Genomic DNA, 23,864 nt, shown 5'->3' with positions numbered 1-23,864 from the left:
TTTATACCTGTTTTGTTACTTTTATTGTCATGGTCTTGGGATCGAAGGCTATACCCTCCCGTTCTATAAACCTGCCTAATGCCCCTTGTTCAGCAAGCGTTTTGGGCGATCCGATAGCTACAGACTCGCCTTGAGTCATCAGCCAGATGGTATCGGCCATCTGCAGGGCCAGTTCCACATCGTGCGTGGATAAAAAAATTACTTTGTCAGCCTCACGACTAATGCGACACAATAGCTGCAATACCTCAACTTTGCTGGGATAATCGAGAAAAGCCGTTGGCTCGTCAAGATAAATCACAGGTGTTTGTTGGGCCAGTGCTTTGGCTATCATCACCTTCTGGCGTTCGCCATCGCTCAGCGTGTGCACCATACGCTTCTTTAGCGGCTCTATGCCCACCATTGCAATAGCCTCGTCAACCACCTGCAGGTCGTCTTTCGAATAAGTGCCCCAAAACCCTGTGTAGGGCGATCGCCCCAACGATACCAGCTCGCGAACGGTCATATTCCTCACATCGGGCTTTTCGGTCAGCACCACTCCTATCAGGCGGCTCAGCTGTTTATCGCTGTACTCTGAGAGTTCGCGACCTTCTAACAGTATCTCGCCACCTGTTTTTGGTTGGAATGAAGATAGGGTTTTTAGTAGCGTTGATTTTCCTACACCATTAGCACCCAGCAGACAAGTAAGTTCACCGCTTTTGATGGTACCATCGATACCCGTAGCCACCGTTTTAATACCGTGTTTTGTCTGGTAGCCGATGCTTAGATTGCGCAGCTCTATAGTTTCGCCCGTCGTCTTCATGGTGCAAAGATAGTAAAAAGTTTGGAAACAGTATCAAAATTTGCAAACTTTTTTCTTTTGGCGAGTTTTATCTTAAGCCATCAAGTGAGTAATCAGTATTTTTATACCTATTACTATCAGAATTATGCCACCTAACAGTTCTGGTTTTAGCTTGCGGGCTATCGACTTGCCGAACCTTACGCCCAACCTGTAGCCTACAAAACTGAACATGAAAGATACCAGTCCAATAATTAACAGCGGATAGGCAATCTGCGCAAAGGCGCGATAGCCTGTGCAAGCAAACGATATACCGATGGCCAGTGCATCAATACTTGTAGCAACAGCCAGTACCAGCTGGGTACGCAGGTTCTTAGGATTAAACTGCTGTTCTTCCTCGTCCGAGAACGATTCGCGAATCATTTTTCCACCTAAGAATGCCAGCAATCCAAAGGCTATCCAGTGGTCGATGGCTTCCAATTGCTCACTAAAGTGATTGGTAGTCAGCCAGCCTATCAGTGGCATCACGGCCTGGAAAAGTCCGAAAAGAAAAGCCATACGCAGAATCATCGCCCACAACCAACGGCGAACGATAACACCGCTCACAATCGAAACCGTGAAGCAATCCATAGCCAATGCAACGGCTAACATCCATATATCCAGCGAGTTCATGATAATATTTTGCTCTTTCTTATACTTTAGCTTGCAAAATAACAACTTTTTTTTGAGATAAACAAATTTTTTATTACCTTTGCGCTCAGATTTTTTAACTAATAACCGATTCAAAAAAATGAAGAAGATTCTTTTTCTAGCGTTCCTTATGGTCTCGGCCTCTACGGCTTGGGCAAAACAGGTTGTTATCCAAACCAAGAACACCACGATGGTGCTTGATGTAGAAACGGGTAAACAACCACAGTATGTGTATTATGGTGCAAAACTAAGCGACTACGATTTGCAGAATCTGCAATCCCCTCGTGACGGACGTATGGATGCTTATCCTGCTTATGGCATGAACTGTACTGCTGAAGCAGCTGTAGCCATGACCCATGCCGATGGCAATATGTCGACAGAGCTTTTTGCAACAGATGTAACCACACAAGGCTCTGTTACTCAGATTACGTTAAAAGATCCCAAATACCCTGTTCAGGTAGTGCTGTGCTATCAGGCACGTTTCGATGAAGATATGATTGAAACCTGGACAGAAATCAAAAACGGCGAGGCCAAACCCATCACTCTTACGCAATTTGCCTCTTGTTCACTGCCCATCCGTCGCGGAAACGTATGGCTTTCGCACTTTGGCGGTTCGTGGGGCAACGAGGCTCGCTTGATTGAGGAGCCTATCCAGCTTGGACAGAAGGTGATTAAGAATAAGGATGGTGTACGCAATGCACATACCGATCATGCCGAAGTGATGTTCTCGCTCGATGGTAAAGGCCGGGAGAACAGCGGCGATGTGATTGGTGCCGCCCTCTGCTACTCAGGCAACTATCAGCTGAAAGTTGAGACCGATGACACAGAGTACCACTACTTCTTTGCTGGCATCAACCCCGATAACTCGGCCTATCATCTTAAGAAAGGTGAGACATTCACCACGCCAAAGGTGGCATTCAGCTTCTCAAAGTGTGGTCTCTCAGGTGTATCGCGCAATTTCCACAAGTGGGGCCGCAAATATATGCTGGCTCACGGCAATAAGGAGCGTAAGATACTGCTCAACTCTTGGGAGGGTGTTTACTTCGACATCAACCAGCAGGGTATGGACCAGATGATGGGCGATATTGCCTCGATGGGTGGTGAACTCTTTGTGATGGACGATGGCTGGTTTGGCGTAAAATATCCTCGTAAGACCGATAACTGTGCTCTTGGCGACTGGGAGGTTGATAAAAACAAGCTACCCGAGGGTATCGAAGGTCTTCTTCGCGATGCCAAAAAGCATGGCATTAAGTTCGGCATCTGGATTGAGCCAGAGATGACCAACTCAGTATCCGAACTCTATGATGCTCACCCCGACTGGGTTGTGAAAGCCCCCAAGCGTGAGGTAGTGAAAGGTCGTGGCGGCACGCAGCTGGTACTCGATCTGGCCAACCCCAAGGTACAGGACTTTGTGTTCTCTATTGTTGATAATCTGATGACAAAATATCCAGAAATCGACTATATCAAATGGGATGCCAACATGCCCATTATAAATCATGGCTCACAGTATCTTACCATGAACGATCAGTGCCATCTCTATATTGAATATCATCGTGGTTTCGAGAAGGTTTGTCAGCGTGTTCGTGCCAAGTATCCCGACCTTACCATTCAGGCCTGTGCTTCTGGTGGCGGTCGTGCCAACTGGGGCGTGCTGCCTTATTTTGATGAGTTCTGGGTAAGCGATAATACCGATGCTCTGCAGCGTATCTATATGCAGTGGGGTACAAGCTATTTCTTCCCTGCCATCGCTATGGCATCGCACATCTCGGCCACACCTAACCACACAGTTTTCCGCACTACAGCACTCAAATATCGTGTTGATGTGGCTATGAGCGGTCGTTTGGGTATGGAAATCCAGCCTAAGAATATGACCGACGATGAGAAAGAGCTCTGCCGCAAGGCCATTGCCGAGTACAAGCAGATTCGTCCTATCGTACAGTTTGGCGACATTTATCGTCTGGTTTCGCCTTATGATAAGCAGGGCTTGGCATCACTCATGTATGTAGATGAGCAGAAGTCGAAGTCAGTATTCTTCTGGTGGAAAACCGAATCGTTCCAGAACGAGCATCTGCCACGTGTAAAAATGGCAGGCCTCGATGCCTCGAAGAATTATAAGATTCACGAGTTAAACCGTATCGACCTGCATCCGATGGATGTCGAGGGTAAGGTGTTCAGTGGTGCCTATCTGATGAATCACGGCCTTGAAATGCCTTATCGTAACGAGCCCGAATGGAGCAAGAAAAATGATTGGAGCAGTCGTGTGTTGTTGCTTGAGGCACAGTAACTTAGGCTAAGAAAAAGGCGCAATATACATTCTTTTCATTAAAATAGGATGTATATTGCGCTTTTTTTCGTATATTTGCAGCCGAATGGAACTACAACGAAGATTAGAACATTGGCTGATTACGCTATTCATGCTTTTTGCCATGCAATTACACGCCTTAGATGTGAAGCATTTTACTTATTCACATCTGGGTATAGCTGATGGTGTGGATAATCAGCGTATATTTTCTGTTTGCCAAACCACATCTGGTGCCATTTGGTGGTCGTCTATGAAAGGCGTAGGTCGCTATAATGGCTCAAAAGTAAGAATATACCGGCTCGACGATGGTACACCATTTGCTCATCTTGGCGGACGTGTTATTAAGATGGCCACTAACGATAAAGCGATTTATGCTTTCGATAATCGCGGTTCCATCTATCTTTTCCAGTCAGTTCTTGATGGTTTTAAACCTGTTGCCAGCATATCCAAGAAGTTAGGCCACGAGGTAGGATTGAACGATATCTATGTAAAGGATAGCAAGCTGTTCTTAGCTTTGCACGATGGTGTGTATGTGTTAAAAGATACCACGCTGACACAGGTATTGAAGGACACTTATGTAAACCAGATTGTACCTATGATGGGCCATCTGCTGTTCTGTGCCCGCGATGGTGTATACAATGAACGAGGCCAGCGCCTGTTACCCTATAACACGGAGTACGGCTACTACGATGAAATGTCGGGCCGCTTATGGATTGGAGGTTACGAGAATGGTCTTCATATGGTAACCATTAGTCAGAATGGCAAGATTACTTCCGATGAGTTTGTGCGTATATCTGATCAGAATCTGTATCGTAATCCTATCCGTAGCATTTGTCCTTACGACGATGATACCATGCTGATCGGCATTGATGGACAAGGTGTTTATCAGATTAGTCGTGATGGTAGGGGCGGTTGCTCTTTACTCTTCGATGCCAACGAGTCGGAACATAGCGTACTACATGGCAACGGCGTTTATGCCATGCTGGTAGATAGTTGGAAGAACATCGTAATAGGTACCTACTCTGGAGGTATAGATATTGCCCGTCCCATCAGTACAACCACAGCTATCTATCAGCATCTGGCTAACAACCAGCAGAGTCTGCTCAACGATAATGTGAATATGGTAATGCCACTTTCGGCAGACATGTTGCTGATGGGTACTGATAATGGTATCAGCATTAAGAGCCTTATTACAGGGCAATGGCAGCATTGTTGCCAGGGTACAGTTGTGCTTAACGCCAGCAAAAAGGCCGATGGTAGTGTATTGGTTTCAACCTATGGTAAGGGCGTTATCGAGATTGATTGTCGTGCCAATGTTCGTCAGATATATACAAAAGACAAAAGTTTTCTGAAAGACGACCACGTTTATGCCACCCTGTATGATAAGGATGGTGGTTTGTGGGTAGGCTCGCTGAATGGCGATCTGGTGTATAGTCCTGTATCACAAATCAGTAATAAAAAGTCAGAATGCCACTACTATCCAGTACACGATGTTCAAGCCATTACACAGCTCACCTCTGGACAGATTGTGGTTGGTACAGCCTTTGGTCTTAAGCTGATTACGCCTGGTAGCGCTGAGGTTAAGGAGTTAGACTACACACCAGCTGGTGTTACAGATGTGAACCCCTTTGTTACACATCTGTTGGCTTCGGGCATGGAGTTGTGGATAGGAACCGATGGTGGTGGTGTTTATGTTTACCATCTTGGCAAACACATCAGTCGACAGATAACTACGGCCAACGGCCTTCCATCTAACTATGTACGTAGTTTGGTTAAAAGCCGTGATGGACGTATATGGATTGCTACCGACGAAGGTCTGGCTTTTGTAAAGTCGGGGGAAGGCGACAAAGTTATTAATGCCAATTACTGTTATGGATTTAACCGAGAGTATTCGCGTGGAGCGGCTCAGGTGCTACCCGATGGCGATATTATATTTGGTTCAACTACGGGTGCCATCATAATCCATCCTGAGAATGTGCAGTCCCTTAATTATACGGCCAGCATCACTTTCGTTGGCGTTAACTGCGATGTTGATTCGGATAAACTGCAGAATATTAAGGTGTTTAATCTGCTTAACCAAGGCAGGTTGAGTCTTTCTTATCGTCAGCGCACGTTCGATCTCCAATTCGAAAGTGTGAACATGCGCAACCACTTCGATATCGTTTACCGTTATAAGATGGGACGTGGCGAGTGGAGTAAGCCTACCGACCAGCAGTATATACGTTTTGTTAATCTCGAGCCAGGTGAGCATCAGCTAACGCTACAATGCCTCAGTCGTACAACGGGTACAGTTCTCGACTCCAAAACGCTTATTATTACAATTGCTCAGCCTTGGTGGAACTCTTGGTGGATGCGGTGCATTTACATCGCTCTGGTATTGTTGGCATTCTATATCGCTTGGCAGGTATATAAACTGCACGAAAAGTATATGCGCCTGACTATCGACCATCTGAAAGCCATCAATGCTTCTACACCTACATCAGTACCCGCTACCGACGAGCCTGAAGAGGTGCAGATTACAGATAGCGATGAGGCAGAATCCGACTTTGTAGATAAGGCTACCCAACTGATATCCGAACATCTTAGCGACACAGATTATTCTATTGACAGTCTTTGTCGAGAGATGGCTATGAGCCGTACGCTGTTCTACGTAAAGCTGAAGTCGTTTACTGGCAAGTCGCCTCAGGACTTTATCCGTATCATTCGTCTGGAGCGTGCAGCCCAGATGCTGAGAAACGGACGTAGTGTATCTGATGCAGCTACACTTGCAGGATTCGAGAATGCCAAGTATTTCAGTACAGTATTTAAGAAATACTTCGGTGTATCGCCTTCAAAATACCAGTAAATAAGGTTTGAATTCTGTCTAAAAAGGTTTCAAAGCTATCAGAAAATAGCAATGAAACCTTTTTTGCGTAGCATCAAACCACTATCAGAATAGGTTTGCATAACTTTGCAAACCAAATAAAACAATCAGATAATTAAAAATGATTTTTGAGTTATTAGTTAGTAGTTTTCTTTGCTGTGTAATGGCTGCGCCTGCTAAGGCACAGCCTACGGCAAAGGAGTGGAACAAAGATGTAGTTGGTTGGAACCTGGGTAACCAGTTTGAGTGTTCGGCTCCAGGACAAGATGGTGAATCAATGGCCATCGGTATGGCCGATAACAGTATCAAGGCCGAAACCGCCTGGGGTAATCCAGTGGTAACCAAGAAAACCATCAAGGCAGTAAAAGAGGCAGGTTTTAATGCCGTACGTATTCCTATCCGTTGGCAGTGTCACATCACTAATCCTACAGCCATGAGTATCGATAAGGCTTGGCTGGCTCGTGTAAAGGAGGTGGTAAACTGGTGCTTGAGCAACGATTTGAAAGTGATTATCAATGCACACCACGATAAGTGGCTTGAGGGGCGCCCCACCAACCAATACAAAGACGAGAACAACCAGAAGCTAGCTCTGCTTTGGCTGAATATTGCCAGCGAGTTTGCCAATTACGACTACCGCGTAGCCTTTGCCGGAACTAATGAAGTACACATTAAGGACAACTGGGGTAAGCCCGAAGCTGAGAATCTGGCTGTACAGAACTCCTACAATCAAACTTTTGTTGATGTGGTACGTGCTACGGGTGGCAATAATGCCAAACGTCATCTGTTGGTACAAACGTATGTTTGCAACCCCGACTTCGGTCTTTATAACGGCGATTTCATTGTGCCTACTGATATCGAGGGTAATGGCAACGATTATATGAGTGTTGAGTTCCATTACTATACGCCCTGGGATTATGCTGGCGAGTGCAAGTATAATTTCTGGGGTGAGCCTTATAAGACCAAAGGCGAAGCCTCACCTAACGACGAAAAGACCATGAGCGAGTTTTTCGATAAAGTGGTTAACACCTGGAGTAATCAGGGTTTAGGAGTAGTTATAGGCGAGTGGGGTGTTACCGATCGCCAGAAGAGTGGACAAACCGACTTGATTCACGAAAACATGACCTACTATTGCCAATTCCTGGTTAGCGAGGCTAAGAAGCGCGGCTTCTCAACCTTTATCTGGGACAATAATAGCTTTGGCAGTGGTTCTGAGCATTTCGGTATTTTCGATCGCAATGCAGGCATGAAGGTTAAAGCGCCATGGGTGCTTCAAGGTATTTTGGATGGCAAGAAATAATAAATAATTTCCAATTATAATTTAACTAATTAAACAATGCACATGAAGAAATCAAAAACGCTTCTTAGTCTGCTTTTTGCAGGCATGATGTGGATGCCATTGACAGCAGGTGCCGTTACAACTAACGGTCATGCTACTTCTGTAGCCCCCGACGACCAGACAATTTCTGGTACCGTAGAGGATGCCAATGGCCCAATGATTGGAGCCACTGTTAAGGTGGTTGGTAGTTCTGCAGGAACTGTTACCGATATCGATGGTAACTTTAAGGTTAAGTGCAAGCCAGGTGATATGCTCGAAATCAGCTACATCGGCTTTGCTACAAAGCAGGTAAAGGCCAAGCAGGGCATGAAGATCCTGATGGAGGAAGACAAGACCCTGCTCGACGAGGTTGTAGTTACCGCCCTGGGTATCAAGCGCGATCGTAAGGCTCTGGGTTACGCCCTCTCTGAGGTAAAGGGCGAGGAGCTTACAAAGGCCAAGGAAACCAATGTTATCAACTCACTTTCGGGTAAGGTTGCAGGTCTGGTAGTTCAGAATACCGCAGGTGGTGCTTCTGGTTCTACCCGCGTACTGCTGCGTGGTAACACCGAAATCAGTGGTAACAACCAGCCTCTCTACGTTATCGATGGTGTGCCCCTCGACAATACCAACTTTGGTAGCGCAGGCACTGAGGGCGGATACGATTTGGGTGATGGTATCTCAGCTATCAACCCCGATGATATCGAGAACATGACCGTACTGAAAGGTCCTGCCGCTTCAGCCCTTTATGGTAGCCGTGCATCGCATGGTGTGATTCTGATCACTACCAAGAAGGCCGATAAGGATAAGGTTAGCGTTGAGTATAACGGTTCACTCACTTTCGACCAGCAGCTGGCTAAGTGGGACGATATTCAGCAGGTTTATGGTATGGGTTACAGTGGTGCTTACAGCCCCACAGCTACTTCGGGCACCAACTCAAGCTGGGGTGCTAAGGCCGACGACCTGGAGATTGAGTATTTCGATCACGTAAAGCGCCCATTCCTGATGTATCCTAACAATACCAGCGAGTTCTTCCGTACTGGTATGACTACACAGAACACAGCTATCCTGTCTGTTAACTCAGGTAAGACAGGTGTTCGTTTCAGCGTTACCGATATGCGTAACAAGGACATTCTGCCTAATACACACATGAGTCGTGATAACTTCAACCTGCGTGTAAACACTTCAGCTGGTCCTGTTGATCTCGACTTCACAGCCAACTACACTCGCGAGGATGTTAAGAACCGTCCTGCACTGGGTGACTCTCAGAGCAATATTGGTAAGAACCTGATGACTTTGGCTGGTACCTACAACCAGGCTTGGCTGAAGCACTATCAGACTGAGGACGGCGACTATGCCAACTGGAATGGTAACGACCAGTATAACAAGAACCCTTATTGGGATCTGTACAAGAACGAGAACACCACTGGTAAGGATGTTTTCCGTCTTACCGGTAAGGCCATCTGGAATATCACTGACCACTTGAAGTTGCAGGGTACCATCGGTACTGATATGAACTTCATGTCGTTCCAGGACTTCATCTGCCGCACCACTCCTGGTAAGCAGGCTGGACAGCTGCAGAACCAAAAGTTCACAAACCGCACTTTGAATGCTGAGCTGTTGGCTCTCTATAACAACCAGTTTGGCGATTTCGATGTAAACGCTACCCTTGGTGGTAACATCTTCAAGGTAAACAATAAGACTGATATCTTTACTGGTACCGACCAGCAGATGAAGGATATCATTGCTATCATGAACTATGCCGAGCAGAGCATTCAGCAGAATACTTACAAGAAGCAGATTAACTCTATCTTCGGTTCGGCAAGCGTAGGTTATCAGCACACCTACTATCTCGAGGCTACCGTACGTGGCGATAAGTCATCTACTCTGCCTATTAATAATAATGTATATATCTATCCTTCGTTCTCGGGTAGCGTAGTGTTCTCTGAGTTCATCAAGAACAAGAGCCTGATTAACTATGGTAAGATTCGTGCTTCGTGGGCACAGGTAGGTAGCGATACCGATCCTTATCAGCTGGCACTGAACTACACCACAGGTAAGTACTCTTACGGCGGTTACGTAATTGGTATGATTAACAATAACACCCAGCCTAACAAGGACCTGAAGCCAACCCGCACCAACAGCTTTGAGCTGGGATTGGAGATGAAGTTCTTCAAGGGCCGTCTGGGTCTGGATGTAACTTACTACAACCAGTTGTCAAAGGATCAGATTATCGGTCTGGCTTCTTCGTCAACTTCTGGTTATAACTATCGCCTCATCAACGCTGGTGAGATTCAGAACAAAGGTATCGAGATTGCACTCAACGGTCGCGTGCTACAGATTAAGGATTTCGCATGGGATGCTGGTGCAAACTTCTCAAAGAATACCAATAAGGTTAAGTCGCTCATCGATGGTATGGACTACTTCGAGCTTGAGAAGGCTACCTGGTGTGGTGTTAGCGTAGGTGCCGAGGTTGGTAAGAACTACGGTTCGATTATTGGTAAGGACTTTAAGCGCACAGCCGACGGACAGGTAATTATCAATGCCGAGAGCGGTCTGCCCGAGGTTGATGATCAGACTCACACTCTAGGTAACGCTTCATGGGATTGGACTGGTGGTTTCTATTCTACCTTTACTTATAAGAACTTCCGCCTCTCTGCAGGCTTCGACGTTAAGGTTGGTGCCGATCTCTTCTCAATGTCAATGCGTTCGGCTTATGCTACAGGTAAAGCCAGTGGCACACTCGAGGGCCGTGAGGAGTGGTACCGCTCTGAGGAGCTCCGTAAGCAGGCTAATATGACACTTGACGAGTGGCGTGCTGCCGGCAAGTGCGAGGGACTTATTGTTCCTGGTGTTATCGACAATGGCGATGGTACCTACCGTCAGAACGACATTGCCGTTAATCCAGAGTCGTACTGGAAGACTGCTACCGAGAATGCACCTTCAATGTTTATCTACGATAACTCGTATGTAAAGTGCCGCGAAATCACCTTCGGCTACACATTCCCTGAGAAGTGGCTGGGTAAGACCGTGAAGGGCCTCAACGTTTCGTTCGTAGCTCGTAACCCATTCATCGTATGGAAGAACATTCCTAACATCGATCCTGACTCTGGTTACAACACCTCAGGACTTGGATTAGAGTATGGTTCACTGCCCTCACGCCGCAGTTATGGTATCAATGTTAATGTTAAATTTTAATGAGTATCAGTTATTATGATTACCAAATATATTAAGAAAACCCTTTTCGCTGGTATGGTTGGCTGTACCTTCCTGGCTACTGCATCTTGCAGCGATAGTTACATGGAGGAGCTCAATACCGACGAGACCAAGGCGTCATCGATTGCTCCAAGCGCCCAGCTCACTACAGCATTGCTGCAGACCTATGGCGACTTCGGACTGATGGACACCTATCGTAGCTACATTACTGGTTTTACACAGCACTTCGCAGGTGGATGGAACGTTAGCAACTATGCTGGTAGCGTACATGCACAGGACGATCAGATGCGCCTGATTTGGGACCAGTACTATGCTGTGGCTATCAAGAATATTGTAGATGCCATTGCAAATTCTGAGGATATGCCAAACACCAATGCCGCTCTGCGCATTCACCGTGTTTACCTCATGTCGGTTCTTACCGATACCTATGGCGATATTCCTTGTACCGAGGCTGGTTTAGGCTTTGTTAAAGGTATTTCTAATCCTAAGTACGATACTCAGGAGGAGATTTATAACTTCTTCTTCGATGAGTTGGCTGCTTGTGTAGATCAGCTTGGTACTGGCACCGATAATATTGGTGGCGACGTAACCAGCCTGTATGGCGATCCTGCAGCTTGGCGTAAGTATGCCAATGCCCTGCGCCTGCGTTTTGCCATGCGCATTAGCGATGCTAACCCAACTAAGGCTCAGCAGGAGTTCGAAAAAGCTCTCTCGGCCAATGGTGGTTATATCGCTTCTGAGTCTGATGATGCTTACATCATCTATACTGACAGCCCATTCACTCTCTACGACGGCTCACGCGACCTTGATTTCCGTGTAAACGCACTTGGCGAGATTCTGTATGGTCAGGATCCTACTTCGCCTACATTTATCTGCTCCACATTCTTCAATATCTTAAAGGATAACAACGACCCACGTCTTTATCGCATTTGCCGTCACTACATCAACACCAACCGTTCGGAGATTAAGCCCGACCGTGAGTGGAACATCGATGTTACTGACGAGGTTAGAGCTTATCTCGACAAGGTTGATACCTATACCGCTTGTGTACCAGGTGCTGCCTGGTGGAGCGATTGGGTAAATGCACCTGCTAACTCTGAGATTCCTACACTCGAGAAGTATGTAAAAATGTATCCCGAGGCTGGTTTCGATCAGAACAACTTCAATGCACGTATGATTCGTCCATTCCTCTCTATCGACTTTGAGATGCCCGAATGTCCTGGTACACTCATCAACTCAGCCGAGGTAGAGTTCCTACTGGCCGAGGCACAGCTCAAGGGATGGAATGTCAACGGTACTGTTGAGGAGCACTTCAAGGCTGGTATCAAGGCTTCGATGGCCTGGATGAACAACCACTATCTGCAGAACAAGGATAAGATTGCCGATGCCGATATCGATGCCTACATCGATGGTTTGATGAACGCTGGCGTGCTTACTGCCAATGCTAAGGAGGCCATCAACACTCAGGCTTACATCCTGCACATGATGAACCCTGCTGAAGCTTGGGCTAACCTGCGTCGTTCTGACTATCCTGTACTGGCCGATCGTACAAAGCTGGCTATCCGTCCCGACTTTACTTACGACGATGCTAATCTGTCAACACCTAATCGCCTGCGTTACCCCATCCTGGAGAACCAGTACAACAGCGAGAACTACAAGGCTGCCATCGAGCGCATGGGTGGAAAGGACGATTGGCACAAGCGTCTCTGGTGGGACACAAGCGATATCAATGTCGAGTAATAATTTTAAAGAAATAATTGCATTATGATTACTAAGAATATATCAAAATATCTCGCCATGTTCTTCATGGTTTGCGGCATGTCTGCTAATACAGCTTGCACATCTGATGAGGATCCGTTCTTCACGGCTGGCGAGGACGATTATCCCCGTATTCTGAATACGGATATCCCCGAAGGTAAAGGTGGCGAGCCTGGCGTGCTCATGACCATTGAGCGCACCCAGAACTTCCAGTTCGACGTGATGGTTACTCCTGTTAAGTACACCACCGTTACCTGGCTTATCGACGATGAGCAGGTGGCCGAAGGTTTGTCTATCGACACACCTGTACTGGCTGGCGAGCACATCGTAAAGATCGTAGCAGCTACCACTAAGGGTCTTGAAACCTCACGTACCTGCAAGCTCGTTGTTCTGCCTGCCGAGGGTGATCCCTCACTGGCCGGCGACGGCAAATCACGTTGGCTCACTATCGGTAGCACCAAAACTATCGATTGCACCAATGCTGCTAACGTAACCAAGGTGTTCGTGGGCAAGCAGGAGGCTAGCAACGTATCGTTTGCAAACGGAAAACTTACCTTTACTATTCCCAGCATGGCCGAGGGCGAGTACACTGTTGTTATCGAGGCCGATGGCGCACGTTATGGTTGCGGTGTGTTCACAGTTAGCAACACAGAATATGTTGATCCAGGCGTAAAGGAGACCGTACTCTGGGAGGGCAGCACCGAGATTAACTGGGGCGATGCAAACGTTACTGTCTCAACTGCCGATATGGCTAATGTGCCTGTAGGCGCTACCATCCGTTTGGTTTACGAAATGGCCGATATGCCTGATGGCTATCACGCTTTGCGTATCACCACACCTTGGTGGGGCGATAATGCCGAGGATCAGATTGTTGCTCAGTTCGACCTCACAGCCGACACACCAAACCCATTCGAGTTCACCTACACCGCTGCCAACAAGGCAATCGTCGACGAGCGTGGTGGTATGCTCATCGTAGGTTATGGTTACAAGCTTACCAAGGTGATTGCTGTAGAGAATGTAGCTCCTGCCGAGACCACCCTTTGGGAAGGCGGCATAGAGATTAACTGGGGCGATGCAAACGTAAACATCTCGGCCGACGATATGGCTGCTGTGCCTGTTGGCGCTACCGTGCATGTTTACTACCAGATGGCCGATATGCCTGAGGGCTATCACGCCATGCGTATCACCACACCTTGGTGGGGCGATAATGCCGAGGACCAGATTGTAGCCCAGTTCGACGTCACAGCCGACACCGCTAACCCATACGACTTTACCTACACCAAAGCCAACAAGGCTATTGTAGATGAGCGTGGCGGAATGCTCCTCGTAGGTTACGGTTACAAGCTCACCAAGGTCACATTTTCGAAGTAAATAAAACATCTATACTACCATGAAACATCAAGGGCTGGTATTCCTCCACACGGATACCAGCCCTCATTTTTGTATAACCATTATATCACAACTTATTTTAAGGTGATAATTGCGAAATCTCTCAACCTCTCACTCAAATCTTCTGAAACATGCATAAATACTGGGGATAGAGGAGGATGAGAGGTTTAGCAAACCCCTCACTGTACCTCTCACTATACCTCTCACTTTTTTATCAGAGATATACGTATGCAGGAATTGGTTATAGGGGGAGGTTGAGTGAGAGGTTAGGTGAGAGGTTGGAGCAACCTCTCATGTGGCTGAAATGCTTTGTATATAAGGGCTTCAAGCGTATTGAGTGAGAGGTTGAGAGGTTTTTGCAAAAAAAATCATGCCACCATTAATGTTGGCAAGAGTACTTATTAGAGAAGACTGCAGTACGCCTTAGGAAGTACTGCAGTACGCTTACTAAAGTACTCGAGTCCTCCAAAGGAAGTACTGGAACTTTCTTGCCGATATAAAATAAGCCGCAACCCGGAAATGGGCTGCGGCTTGGTATTTAGGGAATGAATTCGACTTAAGCGAATGGATTCTCTGTTGGGTAGAAATCGCCCTTGGGGAAGTTGTAGTCGATCTCCTCAACGGGGATGCCCATGTACTTGAGAACCTCCCACAGGTACTTACCAGCGTGATCGAACATCACAGCGCAGTGGTGTGGGTAGTGCTTCTCGATGAGCACGTGACGATAGAAGCGGCTCATGTTCTTAACACCGAAGATACCGATAGAACCGAATGAGCGTGTAGCTACAGGAATAACCTCACCCTGAGCGATGTAAGCGCGGAGCTTGGTGTCGGCTGTGCTCTGCAGACGATAGATAGTAGCTTTGCCTGGCTTGATGTCGCCCTCGAGAGTACCGTTTGTTACCTCTACAGGCAGAGCGCGTGCCATGATGCGCTGGAAGCACATGCTGCAGTTGCAAACCTTAGAAGAAGCGGTGTTACCACAGTGGAAGCCCATGAAGATCTCCTTGTCTGTGTACTCGTCGCACAGGAACTTCTTGCCCTTGATGCTCTCTTCGTACATATCGTTAGGAACGGTGTTATTGATATCGAGCAGCGTAACGGCATCCTCTGTGATGCAAGTACCGATGAACTCAGACAGTGTTCCGTAGATATCAACCTCGCAGCTAACGGGGATACCGCGGCTGGTGAGACGGCTGTTTACGTAGCAAGGAACGAAACCAAACATGGTCTGGAATGCAGGCCAGCACTTGGTGGTGAGTGATACGAACTGGCGGCAGCCCTTGTGAGCCTCGATCCAGTCGGTCAGAGTGAGCTCATACTGAGCGAGCTTAGGCAGAACAGAAGGAATCTTGTTGCCAGCACCCAGCTCATTAGCCATATCCTTCACTACATCGTCGATACGTGGATCGCCCTGATGCTTCTGGAACGACTCGAGCAGGTCGAGCTCTGAGTTCTCCTCGATTTCAACGTCGAGATCATACAGGGCACGGATAGGAGCGTTACAAGCCAGGAAGTTGTTTGGACGAGGACCGAAGCTGATAATCTTCAGGTTCTGCAGACCAACGATAGCGCGAGCGATGGGCAGGAACTCGTGGATGAGCTCAGCGCAGTGGTCAGCATCACCAACTGGCTCCTCTGGGATATAAGCACGAGTCTTACGCAGAGACAGAGCGTGGCTGGCATTCAGCATACCACAGTAAGCATCACCACGACCATCAATCAGGTCGTTCTGAGTTTCCTCGGCAGCAGCACAGAACATAGCTGGGCCATTGAAATACTTAGCCAGCATGGTCTCAGAAATCTCAGGACCGAAGTTACCAAGATATACACAGAGTGCATTACATCCTGCCTTATTGATATCCTCGAGGGCCTGCTGCATGTGGATTTCGCTCTCAACAATGCAGATAGGGCACTCGTAGATGCCATCCTTACCGAATTTCTTCTCATACGCAGCGATAACAGCCTTACGACGGTTAACAGCTAATGACTCAGGAAAACAGTCGCGAGATACAGCGACGATTCCAACTTTAATTTTAGGTACGTTGTTCATATTAAAATGAGTTTGTTAATAAAGTAATGATTTTCGTTTCAAGCCACAAAGTTATAACTTAATCCCGAAATCACAAAGAATTTTAGAAAAAATAACAGCCGATGATACATTTATAATATAAGGATGATACATTTAAAATATATTTTTGTTATCTTTGCAAACGCAATGGAACAGTTAAGAGACAAATACGAAAGTTTTAAGGCTTGGCAGATAAAGCCTCACGAGGTGGTGAAGCTATCGGCCGAGAAGCATGTTTGTGCCACTTGCGGCACAGAGTTTCATGGCAACTACTGCCCCAGATGCGGACAGAAAGCTGCCATCGGTCGCTACTCGTTCAAGTCGGCTTTTCTGCTGTTTCTTGATGTGTGGGGATTAGGCAACCGAGGTATGTTCCGAACCATTCGCGACTTGCTGTTGCGTCCAGGTTACATGATTCGCGACTATCTGAGTGGCATGCAGATGGCGTATTTCCCTCCGTTCAAGATGTTCTTCCTGTCCATAGCCTTATTGGTACTTGTACAGTCGGGCCTGAATATCAGGATGGAGAATGTCATCAGTCAGAGCAAGGAAGTAATTACGCAAAACCTTGACGAAACATCCAGCAACCTTGACAAAATGGCCGACAACATGAGCGAAGCCGCTCCACCTGACACCATACAAATTAACGAAAAAAAATTAGCTATCGAGAAAGGCGAAGATGGCAATTCCATAAAAGTGAATGGGAAATATTTCGGTTTGAAATTCGCAGAAACTCTCCAGAAGTTTTTCCATTGGATCACAGACAACCAGACAGCTTCTCAGTTCCTTTTACTACTCGTTTTGTCGGCCCCAATGTACCTTCTTTTCCGCCACAATAAAAAAATTCCAGACATACACTACTCTGAGTTCTTTGTCTCGATGGTTTACATCACAAATTTAATGACACTCATCAGTATTGTTGGAGACTTTTTCTCTCCTGGAAACGTCTTAATGAGTATAGTAGCTGGCGCCGCGAGCATCGTACCCCTGAAACAGCTATATGGTTACAGCTATATCAAGACATTCTTTAAGGTTGCACTATCATTTGTGCTATTGTTTTTGATGGCTATCTTATTGGCAGGTATTTTTGCTGCTTTGGCATTCCTATACGTTCTATATATATTGTAGTATATAATTTTTGGCTTTTAAATTTGGTGTTCTGCTTACTAATTTGTATCTTTGCACCCGTATTTATTATGTACGGAAACAATTAAAATTAAAAGATACAATGGATTACAATTTCAGAGACATCGAACAGAAATGGCAGAAGCGATGGGTTGAGAATGGAACCTATCGTGTGGTGGAAGACAAGAACAAGAAGAAATTCTATGTACTGAACATGTTCCCCTACCCATCAGGAGCAGGTTTGCACGTAGGTCACCCACTTGGCTATATCGCCAGTGATATCTATGCCCGCTACAAGCGTCAGCAGGGATATAACGTACTGAACCCCATGGGTTACGATGCTTACGGACTGCCCGCCGAGCAGTACGCTATCCAGACCGGTCAGCACCCTGAGAAGACCACTTTCGAGAACATTAACCGTTACCGCTCGCAACTGGATAAAATCGGTTTCAGTTTCGACTGGGAGCGCGAGGTTCGTACTTGTGATCCTATCTACTATAAGTGGACTCAGTGGGCTTTCCAGCGCATGTTCAAGAGCTACTTCAGCACTTCATCGCACAAGGCACAGCCAACCATCAAGCTGATTGAGCACTTTGAGCTGATGGGTACAGAGAACTGTAATGCCCTTGGTACAGAGGAGCTGCACTTTACTGCTGCCGAGTGGAACGCCTTCTCGGAGAAGAAAAAGCAGGAGGTACTGATGAACTACCGTATAGCCTATCTGGCCGAGACAATGGTTAACTGGTGTCCTGCACTTGGTACCGTATTGGCCAACGACGAGGTGATTAACGGTGTATCAGAACGTGGTGGTTATCCTGTAGAGCAGAAGAAGATGCGCCAGTGGTGTCTGCGTGTATCGGCTTACGCACAGCGACTGCTTGACGGACTTGATACTATCGACTGGACCGACTCGCTGAAAGAAACTCAGCGCAACTGGATTGGACGTTCAGAGGGTACCGAGGTTGAATTTAACGTTGCCGACAGCGACAAGCACTTTACCATCTTTACCACTCGTGCCGATACGATGTTTGGTGTAACCTTCATGGTGCTGGCTCCTGAATCAGATCTCGTAGCCGAGCTGACAACCGCCGACCAGAAGGCTGCAGTAGATGAGTATCTGGCTTATGTAAAGAAGCGCACAGAGCGTGAGCGCCAGATGGACCACAAGGTAACAGGTGTGTTCTCGGGTAGCTACGCCATCAATCCATTTACCGACGAAAAGATCCCCATCTGGATTTCAGAATATGTACTGGCAGGCTATGGTACAGGTGCCATCATGGCTGTACCTGCTCACGATAGTCGCGACTACGCCTTTGCCAAGCACTTCAATCTGCCCATCATCCCACTGATCGAGGGTGCTGACGTAAGCGAGGAGAGCTACGATGCCAAGGAGGGTATTGTTTGCAACTCGTCATCAGCTAAGTTCAGCTTGAATGGCTTGACTGTTAAGGAGGCCATCGCTGCCACCAAGAAATATGTTACCGAGCAGGGCTTGGGTCGTGTAAAGGTTAACTACCGTTTGCGCGATGCCATCTTCTCACGTCAGCGCTACTGGGGTGAGCCATTCCCTGTTTACTATAAGGACGACATGCCTTACATGATTCCCAAGGAATGTCTGCCTCTCGAGTTGCCTGAAATTGATGAGTACAAGCCAACCGAGACTGGTGAGCCACCATTGGGACGTGCTAAGATGTGGGCTTGGGATACTAAGACCGACAAGGTGGTATCAAAGGACGAGATCGACAACAAGACCGTATTCCCACTCGAGCTGAACACCATGCCTGGTTTCGCAGGTTCATCAGCCTACTATCTGCGCTATATGGACCCCAAGAACGAGCAGGCGCTTGTTAGCAAGGATGCCGATGAGTACTGGCGTAACGTAGATCTGTACGTAGGTGGTACCGAGCACGCTACAGGTCACCTGATTTACTCACGTTTCTGGAACAAGTTCCTCTTCGATTCAGGTTACAGCTGCGAGGACGAGCCATTCAAGAAGCTGGTTAACCAGGGTATGATTCAGGGTCGTTCTAACTTCGTATATCGTATTGAGGACGAGGGTGCCGATAAGGGTAAGTTTGTAAGCTTGAACCTGAGAGGTAACTATAAGGAAACCACTCCTATCCACGTAGATGTAAACATCGTAGCGGCTGATATTCTGGACATTGAGGCCTTTAAGGCTTGGCGCCCAGATTATAACAATGCTGAGTTCATCCTCGAAGATGGCAAATACATCTGTGGTTGGGCTATCGAGAAGATGTCGAAGTCGATGTTCAATGTGGTTAATCCCGATATGATTGTAGAGAAGTATGGTGCCGACACCCTGCGTCTTTACGAAATGTTCCTGGGTCCTGTTGAGCAGAGTAAGCCTTGGGATACCAACGGTATCGATGGCTGTCACCGCTTCCTGAAGAAGTTCTGGAACCTCTTCCAGAATGGATTCGACGAGGGCGCTGCTACACCCGAGAACCTGAAGAGCGTACACAAACTTATCAAGAAAGTATCTACCGATATCGAGACATTCAGCTATAACACATCTATCTCGGCCTTCATGATTTGCGTGAACGAGCTGGGCCAGCAGAAGTGTAAGAACAAGGAGATGCTGAAGACTCTTGTTATACTGATTGCTCCATTTGCACCCCATATGGCCGAAGAGCTTTGGGAGATGCTGGGTGAGCAGGGTAGTGTATGCGACTCACAGTGGCCAAAGTGGGAAGAGAAATATCTGGTTGAGAGCGAGGCCAAGCTTGGTGTTGCCTTTAACGGTAAGACTCGCTTTGATATGACATTCCCTGCTGACGCCGACAATAAGACCATCGAGGAGGCTGTACTGGCCGATGAGCGTGCCAAGAAGTATATCGAAGGTTTCCAGATAGCAAAGGTTATCATCGTCCCTAAGCGTATGGTGAACATTGTTTTAAAGAAATAATGACTATCGATCATAAGATTATTTGGAATGAGGTCAAGGACTATATGTTTATAGCCCTTGGCCTTTTTCTCTATACCATCGCCTTCACAGTATTCCTGATGCCCTATCAGATTGTTGCTGGAGGTGTAACTGGTTTATCAGCTATTATTTACTACGCTACAGGTTTCCATCTGGAGAATACCTATATCATTATCAACGGCATTCTGCTGTTGGTAGCCCTGAAGATATTAGGCTATAAGTTCCTGATGAAGACCATTTTTGCCATTTTTACGCTTTACTTCATGCTGCGATTTGCGCAAGACATCATCCCAAAGCAGGATAATGGCTTGCCATTCAAGCTCATGGGTGAAGGACAGGATTTCATGTCGATGATCATCGGCTGTGTTATCACAGGTATCGCCCTGGCCACCGTATTCTTGCATAACGGTTCAACTGGTGGCACGGATATCATCGCAGCATCAGTCAACAAGTATCACAACGTGTCTTTGGGCTCTGTACTGATAGCAGCCGACTTCTGTATTATCGGTTCTTGTATGTTCTTCCCACAGTTCGGCACCTATCTGGAGCGTGCTCATAAGGTGATGTTCGGTTTCTGTGTGATGGCCATGGAGAACTACGTACTCGACTATGTCATGAATGCCCGCAGGCAGTCGGTACAGTTCTTTATATTCTCTCGCAAATGGCAAGAGATAGCCAACGCTATCGGCACCCAGATGAATCATGGTGTGACTATTCTTGATGGTCATGGATGGTACACTGGTAAACAGATGAAAGTGCTCTGCATCCTGGCCAAGAAGAACGAGAGTGTAAACATGTTCCGACTCATCAAGATGATAGACCCCAACGCCTTTGTATCACAGTCGAGCGTAATCGGTGTATATGGCGAGGGATTCGATGAGATGAAAGTAAAAATCAAGAATATCGAAGAAAAGAAAAAGATGAAAATAGTATTTGCCACCAATAATCTGAATAAACTCAGCGAGGTTAGAAAGATTCTTGGTAACAAGTTCGAAGTACTGTCGCTTGGCGAGATAGGCTGTCACGACGACATCCCTGAAAAAGGTCAGACACTGAAGGATAATGCCCTGATAAAAGCTCAGTGGGTTTACGATAAGTATCATGTTAACTGCTTTGCCGACGATACGGGCTTGGAGGTTGATGCACTTGGAGGTGCACCTGGTGTATACAGCGCCAGATATGCCGGCGGCGTAGGCCACGACTCTGAGGCAAATATGAAAAAGCTGCTCTCCGAACTCGAGAACAACGATAATCGTAAAGCCCGATTCCGCACAGTTATCGCCCTCATCATCGATGGAAAGGTAACCACCTTTGATGGTATTGTAAACGGTGTTATCACCGAAGGCAAACGAGGTGGCGAAGGTTTTGGATACGATCCTATCTTTATGCCAGAAGGTTATAACAAAACATTTGCCGAGCTGGGTACGGGTATTAAGAATAACATCAGTCATCGCGCCAAAGCCGTGCAGAAACTGGCCGATTATCTATTAAAAAGGTAGTGTATGAAGAGGTTGCTTGCCATCGTATTTACAGTATGCTATTGCTACTTGGCAACAGCGCAAATAGGTACATGGCGCAACTATCTGGCCTACCATGATGTTCAGCAGATATGCAAGGCTAACAACGAGCTGTTTGTGCTGGCATCGAACGATCTTTACCTGTATAATATTGATGATGCGAGTATCACTACCTACGATAAAGTAAACGGGTTAAGTGATACCCGCATCACTCATATAGCCTGGAACCAAAAAGCCAAGCGATTGATAGCCGTTTACGAAAACTCGAATATCGACTTGATAGAACCCGATGGCGACATTATTAATATTTCAGCTCTCTATACCAAATCGATAACCGAGGATAAAACAGTAACAGCTGTCTCTATCGATGATGTGTATGCTTATCTCACCACCAGCTTCGCTATTATTAAAGTAAACATGTTGAAGGCTGAGATATCGGATACTTATACCAAGAATCATCCCGATTATCCACACGATCTACAACCTTATCAGGATGATTACGATAAGTATATCGCTACCGTATCAACCCTCAACCCAGGAGGACCGGCTTATAACCGCTTCTACCAGTCGAAATTCATTAATGGCAAGCTATATACCACAGGTGGTTATTTCCTGCCTGCAATGCCCGATAATGAACTTCCTGGCACCATTCAGGTGTATGATGGTAACAACTGGAAGCTGTATCAGGAGCAGATAAACGAGATAACAGGTTATGCTTATGTGGATATCTGCTGTATTGATGCCGACCCTAACGACCCAGAACATGTGTTTGCTGGAGGTAGATGCGGACTCTACGAATTTAAGAACGGCAAGCTTATTACCTATTATAATAAGGATAATAGTCCTTTGATGGCAGCCTTAGACAGAGGTAATCAGCTTGATAACGATTACCTGTTAATATTAGGTATTAAGTTCGATGCCCAAGGCCATCTTTGGGTGCTTAACAGTTTAGCTAACGGAGTAAGCTTACTGGAACTTACATCAGATCATCAATGGATAAATCATCACCATAAAGAACTTACCGATGAGAATGGCATAACAGTATCAGGACTATCAAATATGATGTTTGATAGTCGTGGACTGCTTTGGTTTACAAATAATTTTTGGGAGAATCCATCAGTATTCTGCTACGATACCAATCAGGATGTGATGCTGAAATACGACCAGATTGTGAACCAAGACGATACCAAATACACTATCTACCATACCAACTGCATTACCGAAGATAAAGAAGGTAATATATGGATAGGTACAGATGTTGGCCCGTTTATGATTCAGAAGTCAGAGATTGGACAGTCATCAGTAACCTTCTATCAGGTTAAAGTTCCACGTAACGACGGTACGAATTTTGCTGACTATTTATTGAATGGTATTAGCATCAGCAGTATAGCTATAGATGGTGGAAATCGTAAATGGTTTGGTACCGAAAGCGCTGGTGTTTTTCTAATTTCGTCAGATAATTTGATGCAGGAACAGAGCTTTACTACCAATAATTCAAAGCTGCTGTATAACAACATCTCATCTATCGCTATCAACCACCAATCTGGTGAAGTATTCTTCTTATCGGATAACGGCTTATGTTCGTACCAGAGTAATGCAGTAGAACCAAACGAGCAGATGACTAAAGATAACGTGATAGTTTATCCAAACCCTGTTACACCCGATTTTACAGGCTTGGTTACTATCACAGGTTTAAGCTACGATGCTGATGTGAAGATTACAACAGCTACAGGCGCCATTGTAGCCGAAGGACGTAGTAATGGCGGTATGTTTAACTGGGACTGCTGTAACAAGCAAGGAAAACGCGTAGCAAGCGGTGTTTATATGGTGATAACAGCTACATCGGATGGTAAGAAAGGTACCGTTTGTAAAATAGCCGTTATCAATTAAAAAAAATAC

12 protein-coding genes and 1 pseudogene are annotated in these 23,864 nt (G+C 46.4%); 10 read left to right on the top strand and 3 right to left on the bottom strand.

Annotated elements, in window-relative coordinates; genetic code table 11:
- Window positions 1-7: 7 nt before the first annotated feature.
- Both T500_RS0100260 and T500_RS0100255 read right to left on the bottom strand, forming a co-directional pair.
- Window positions 8-799 (bottom strand): annotated as a pseudogene (locus T500_RS0100260) (ABC transporter ATP-binding protein); the annotation flags it as partial.
- A 72-nt stretch (window positions 800-871) separates the two neighbouring features.
- Window positions 872-1,447 carry a manganese efflux pump MntP family protein gene (locus T500_RS0100255; RefSeq protein ID WP_028906439.1) on the bottom strand — a complete coding sequence of 192 codons (576 nt, stop codon included), beginning with the start codon at window positions 1,445-1,447 and terminating at the stop codon, window positions 872-874.
- A 118-nt stretch (window positions 1,448-1,565) separates the two neighbouring features.
- Here T500_RS0100255 and T500_RS0100250 point away from each other — a divergent pair, with 118 nt between their 5' ends.
- The 6 genes from T500_RS0100250 (at window position 1,566) to T500_RS14795 (ending at window position 14,290) form a co-directional block, all read left to right on the top strand.
- Window positions 1,566-3,749, top strand: a complete 2,184-nt coding sequence (locus tag T500_RS0100250) for an alpha-galactosidase (protein WP_028906438.1) — start codon at window positions 1,566-1,568, stop codon at window positions 3,747-3,749.
- A gap of 163 nt (window positions 3,750-3,912) precedes the next feature.
- A complete protein-coding gene (locus T500_RS14800; RefSeq protein ID WP_196243441.1) occupies window positions 3,913-6,612 on the top strand; it encodes a helix-turn-helix domain-containing protein in 2,700 nt (899 codons plus the stop codon).
- 181 nt (window positions 6,613-6,793) lie between these two features.
- On the top strand, window positions 6,794-7,927 hold the full coding sequence (locus T500_RS0100240) for a glycoside hydrolase family 5 protein (protein WP_196243447.1): 1,134 nt from the start codon (window positions 6,794-6,796) through the stop codon (window positions 7,925-7,927).
- Between the two features lie 36 nt (window positions 7,928-7,963).
- A complete protein-coding gene (locus T500_RS0100235; RefSeq protein WP_196243440.1) occupies window positions 7,964-11,143 on the top strand; it encodes a SusC/RagA family TonB-linked outer membrane protein in 3,180 nt (1,059 codons plus the stop codon).
- A 15-nt stretch (window positions 11,144-11,158) separates the two neighbouring features.
- Window positions 11,159-12,901, top strand: coding sequence for a SusD/RagB family nutrient-binding outer membrane lipoprotein (locus T500_RS0100230; RefSeq protein WP_028906435.1), 1,743 nt, complete (start codon window positions 11,159-11,161; stop codon window positions 12,899-12,901).
- A gap of 24 nt (window positions 12,902-12,925) precedes the next feature.
- Window positions 12,926-14,290, top strand: a complete 1,365-nt coding sequence (locus tag T500_RS14795) for a hypothetical protein (protein ID WP_155267373.1) — start codon at window positions 12,926-12,928, stop codon at window positions 14,288-14,290.
- Between the two features lie 574 nt (window positions 14,291-14,864).
- On the opposite strand, the gene T500_RS0100220 is transcribed toward T500_RS14795, so the two are convergent.
- Window positions 14,865-16,361 (bottom strand): L-fucose/L-arabinose isomerase family protein, encoded by a 1,497-nt coding sequence (locus T500_RS0100220; protein ID WP_028906434.1) that lies wholly within the window; start codon window positions 16,359-16,361, stop codon window positions 14,865-14,867.
- A 165-nt stretch (window positions 16,362-16,526) separates the two neighbouring features.
- Here T500_RS0100220 and T500_RS0100215 point away from each other — a divergent pair, with 165 nt between their 5' ends.
- The 4 genes from T500_RS0100215 (at window position 16,527) to T500_RS0100200 (ending at window position 23,855) form a co-directional block, all read left to right on the top strand.
- Window positions 16,527-17,507: a DUF3667 domain-containing protein gene (locus T500_RS0100215; protein ID WP_028906433.1), complete on the top strand. Its 981-nt coding sequence runs from the start codon at window positions 16,527-16,529 to the stop codon at window positions 17,505-17,507.
- 100 nt (window positions 17,508-17,607) lie between these two features.
- Entirely contained in the window at window positions 17,608-20,430 is a 2,823-nt protein-coding gene (gene leuS, locus T500_RS0100210; RefSeq protein WP_028906432.1) for a leucine--tRNA ligase, read from the top strand.
- On the top strand, window positions 20,430-21,947 hold the full coding sequence (locus T500_RS17380) for a non-canonical purine NTP diphosphatase (RefSeq protein WP_080694729.1): 1,518 nt from the start codon (window positions 20,430-20,432) through the stop codon (window positions 21,945-21,947). The genes leuS and T500_RS17380 overlap by 1 nt, the downstream gene beginning before the upstream one ends.
- A gap of 3 nt (window positions 21,948-21,950) precedes the next feature.
- Window positions 21,951-23,855, top strand: coding sequence for a two-component regulator propeller domain-containing protein (locus T500_RS0100200; RefSeq protein ID WP_028906431.1), 1,905 nt, complete (start codon window positions 21,951-21,953; stop codon window positions 23,853-23,855).
- Window positions 23,856-23,864: the final 9 nt, after the last annotated feature.

This window comes from Xylanibacter ruminicola Ga6B6, from assembly GCF_000687715.1.
Classification (GTDB): domain Bacteria; phylum Bacteroidota; class Bacteroidia; order Bacteroidales; family Bacteroidaceae; genus Prevotella; species Prevotella ruminicola_B.
The sequence above is the reverse complement of the archived record's forward strand: the minus strand, read 5'-3'. Positions and strand labels throughout refer to the sequence as shown.

What these genes read in the sequence shown, in the direction of transcription:
- T500_RS0100255 (WP_028906439.1), bottom strand. Translation starts at nt 1,447, where the DNA reads ATGAACTCGCTGGATATATGGATGTTAGCCGTTGCATTGGCTATGGAT.
- T500_RS0100250 (WP_028906438.1), top strand. Translation starts at nt 1,566, where the DNA reads ATGAAGAAGATTCTTTTTCTAGCGTTCCTTATGGTCTCGGCCTCTACG.
- T500_RS0100240 (WP_196243447.1), top strand. Translation starts at nt 6,794, where the DNA reads ATGGCTGCGCCTGCTAAGGCACAGCCTACGGCAAAGGAGTGGAACAAA.
- T500_RS0100235 (WP_196243440.1), top strand. Translation starts at nt 7,964, where the DNA reads ATGCACATGAAGAAATCAAAAACGCTTCTTAGTCTGCTTTTTGCAGGC.
- T500_RS0100230 (WP_028906435.1), top strand. Translation starts at nt 11,159, where the DNA reads ATGATTACCAAATATATTAAGAAAACCCTTTTCGCTGGTATGGTTGGC.
- T500_RS14795 (WP_155267373.1), top strand. Translation starts at nt 12,926, where the DNA reads ATGATTACTAAGAATATATCAAAATATCTCGCCATGTTCTTCATGGTT.
- T500_RS0100220 (WP_028906434.1), bottom strand. Translation starts at nt 16,361, where the DNA reads ATGAACAACGTACCTAAAATTAAAGTTGGAATCGTCGCTGTATCTCGC.
- T500_RS0100215 (WP_028906433.1), top strand. Translation starts at nt 16,527, where the DNA reads ATGGAACAGTTAAGAGACAAATACGAAAGTTTTAAGGCTTGGCAGATA.
- leuS (WP_028906432.1), top strand. Translation starts at nt 17,608, where the DNA reads ATGGATTACAATTTCAGAGACATCGAACAGAAATGGCAGAAGCGATGG.
- T500_RS17380 (WP_080694729.1), top strand. Translation starts at nt 20,430, where the DNA reads ATGACTATCGATCATAAGATTATTTGGAATGAGGTCAAGGACTATATG.
- T500_RS0100200 (WP_028906431.1), top strand. Translation starts at nt 21,951, where the DNA reads ATGAAGAGGTTGCTTGCCATCGTATTTACAGTATGCTATTGCTACTTG.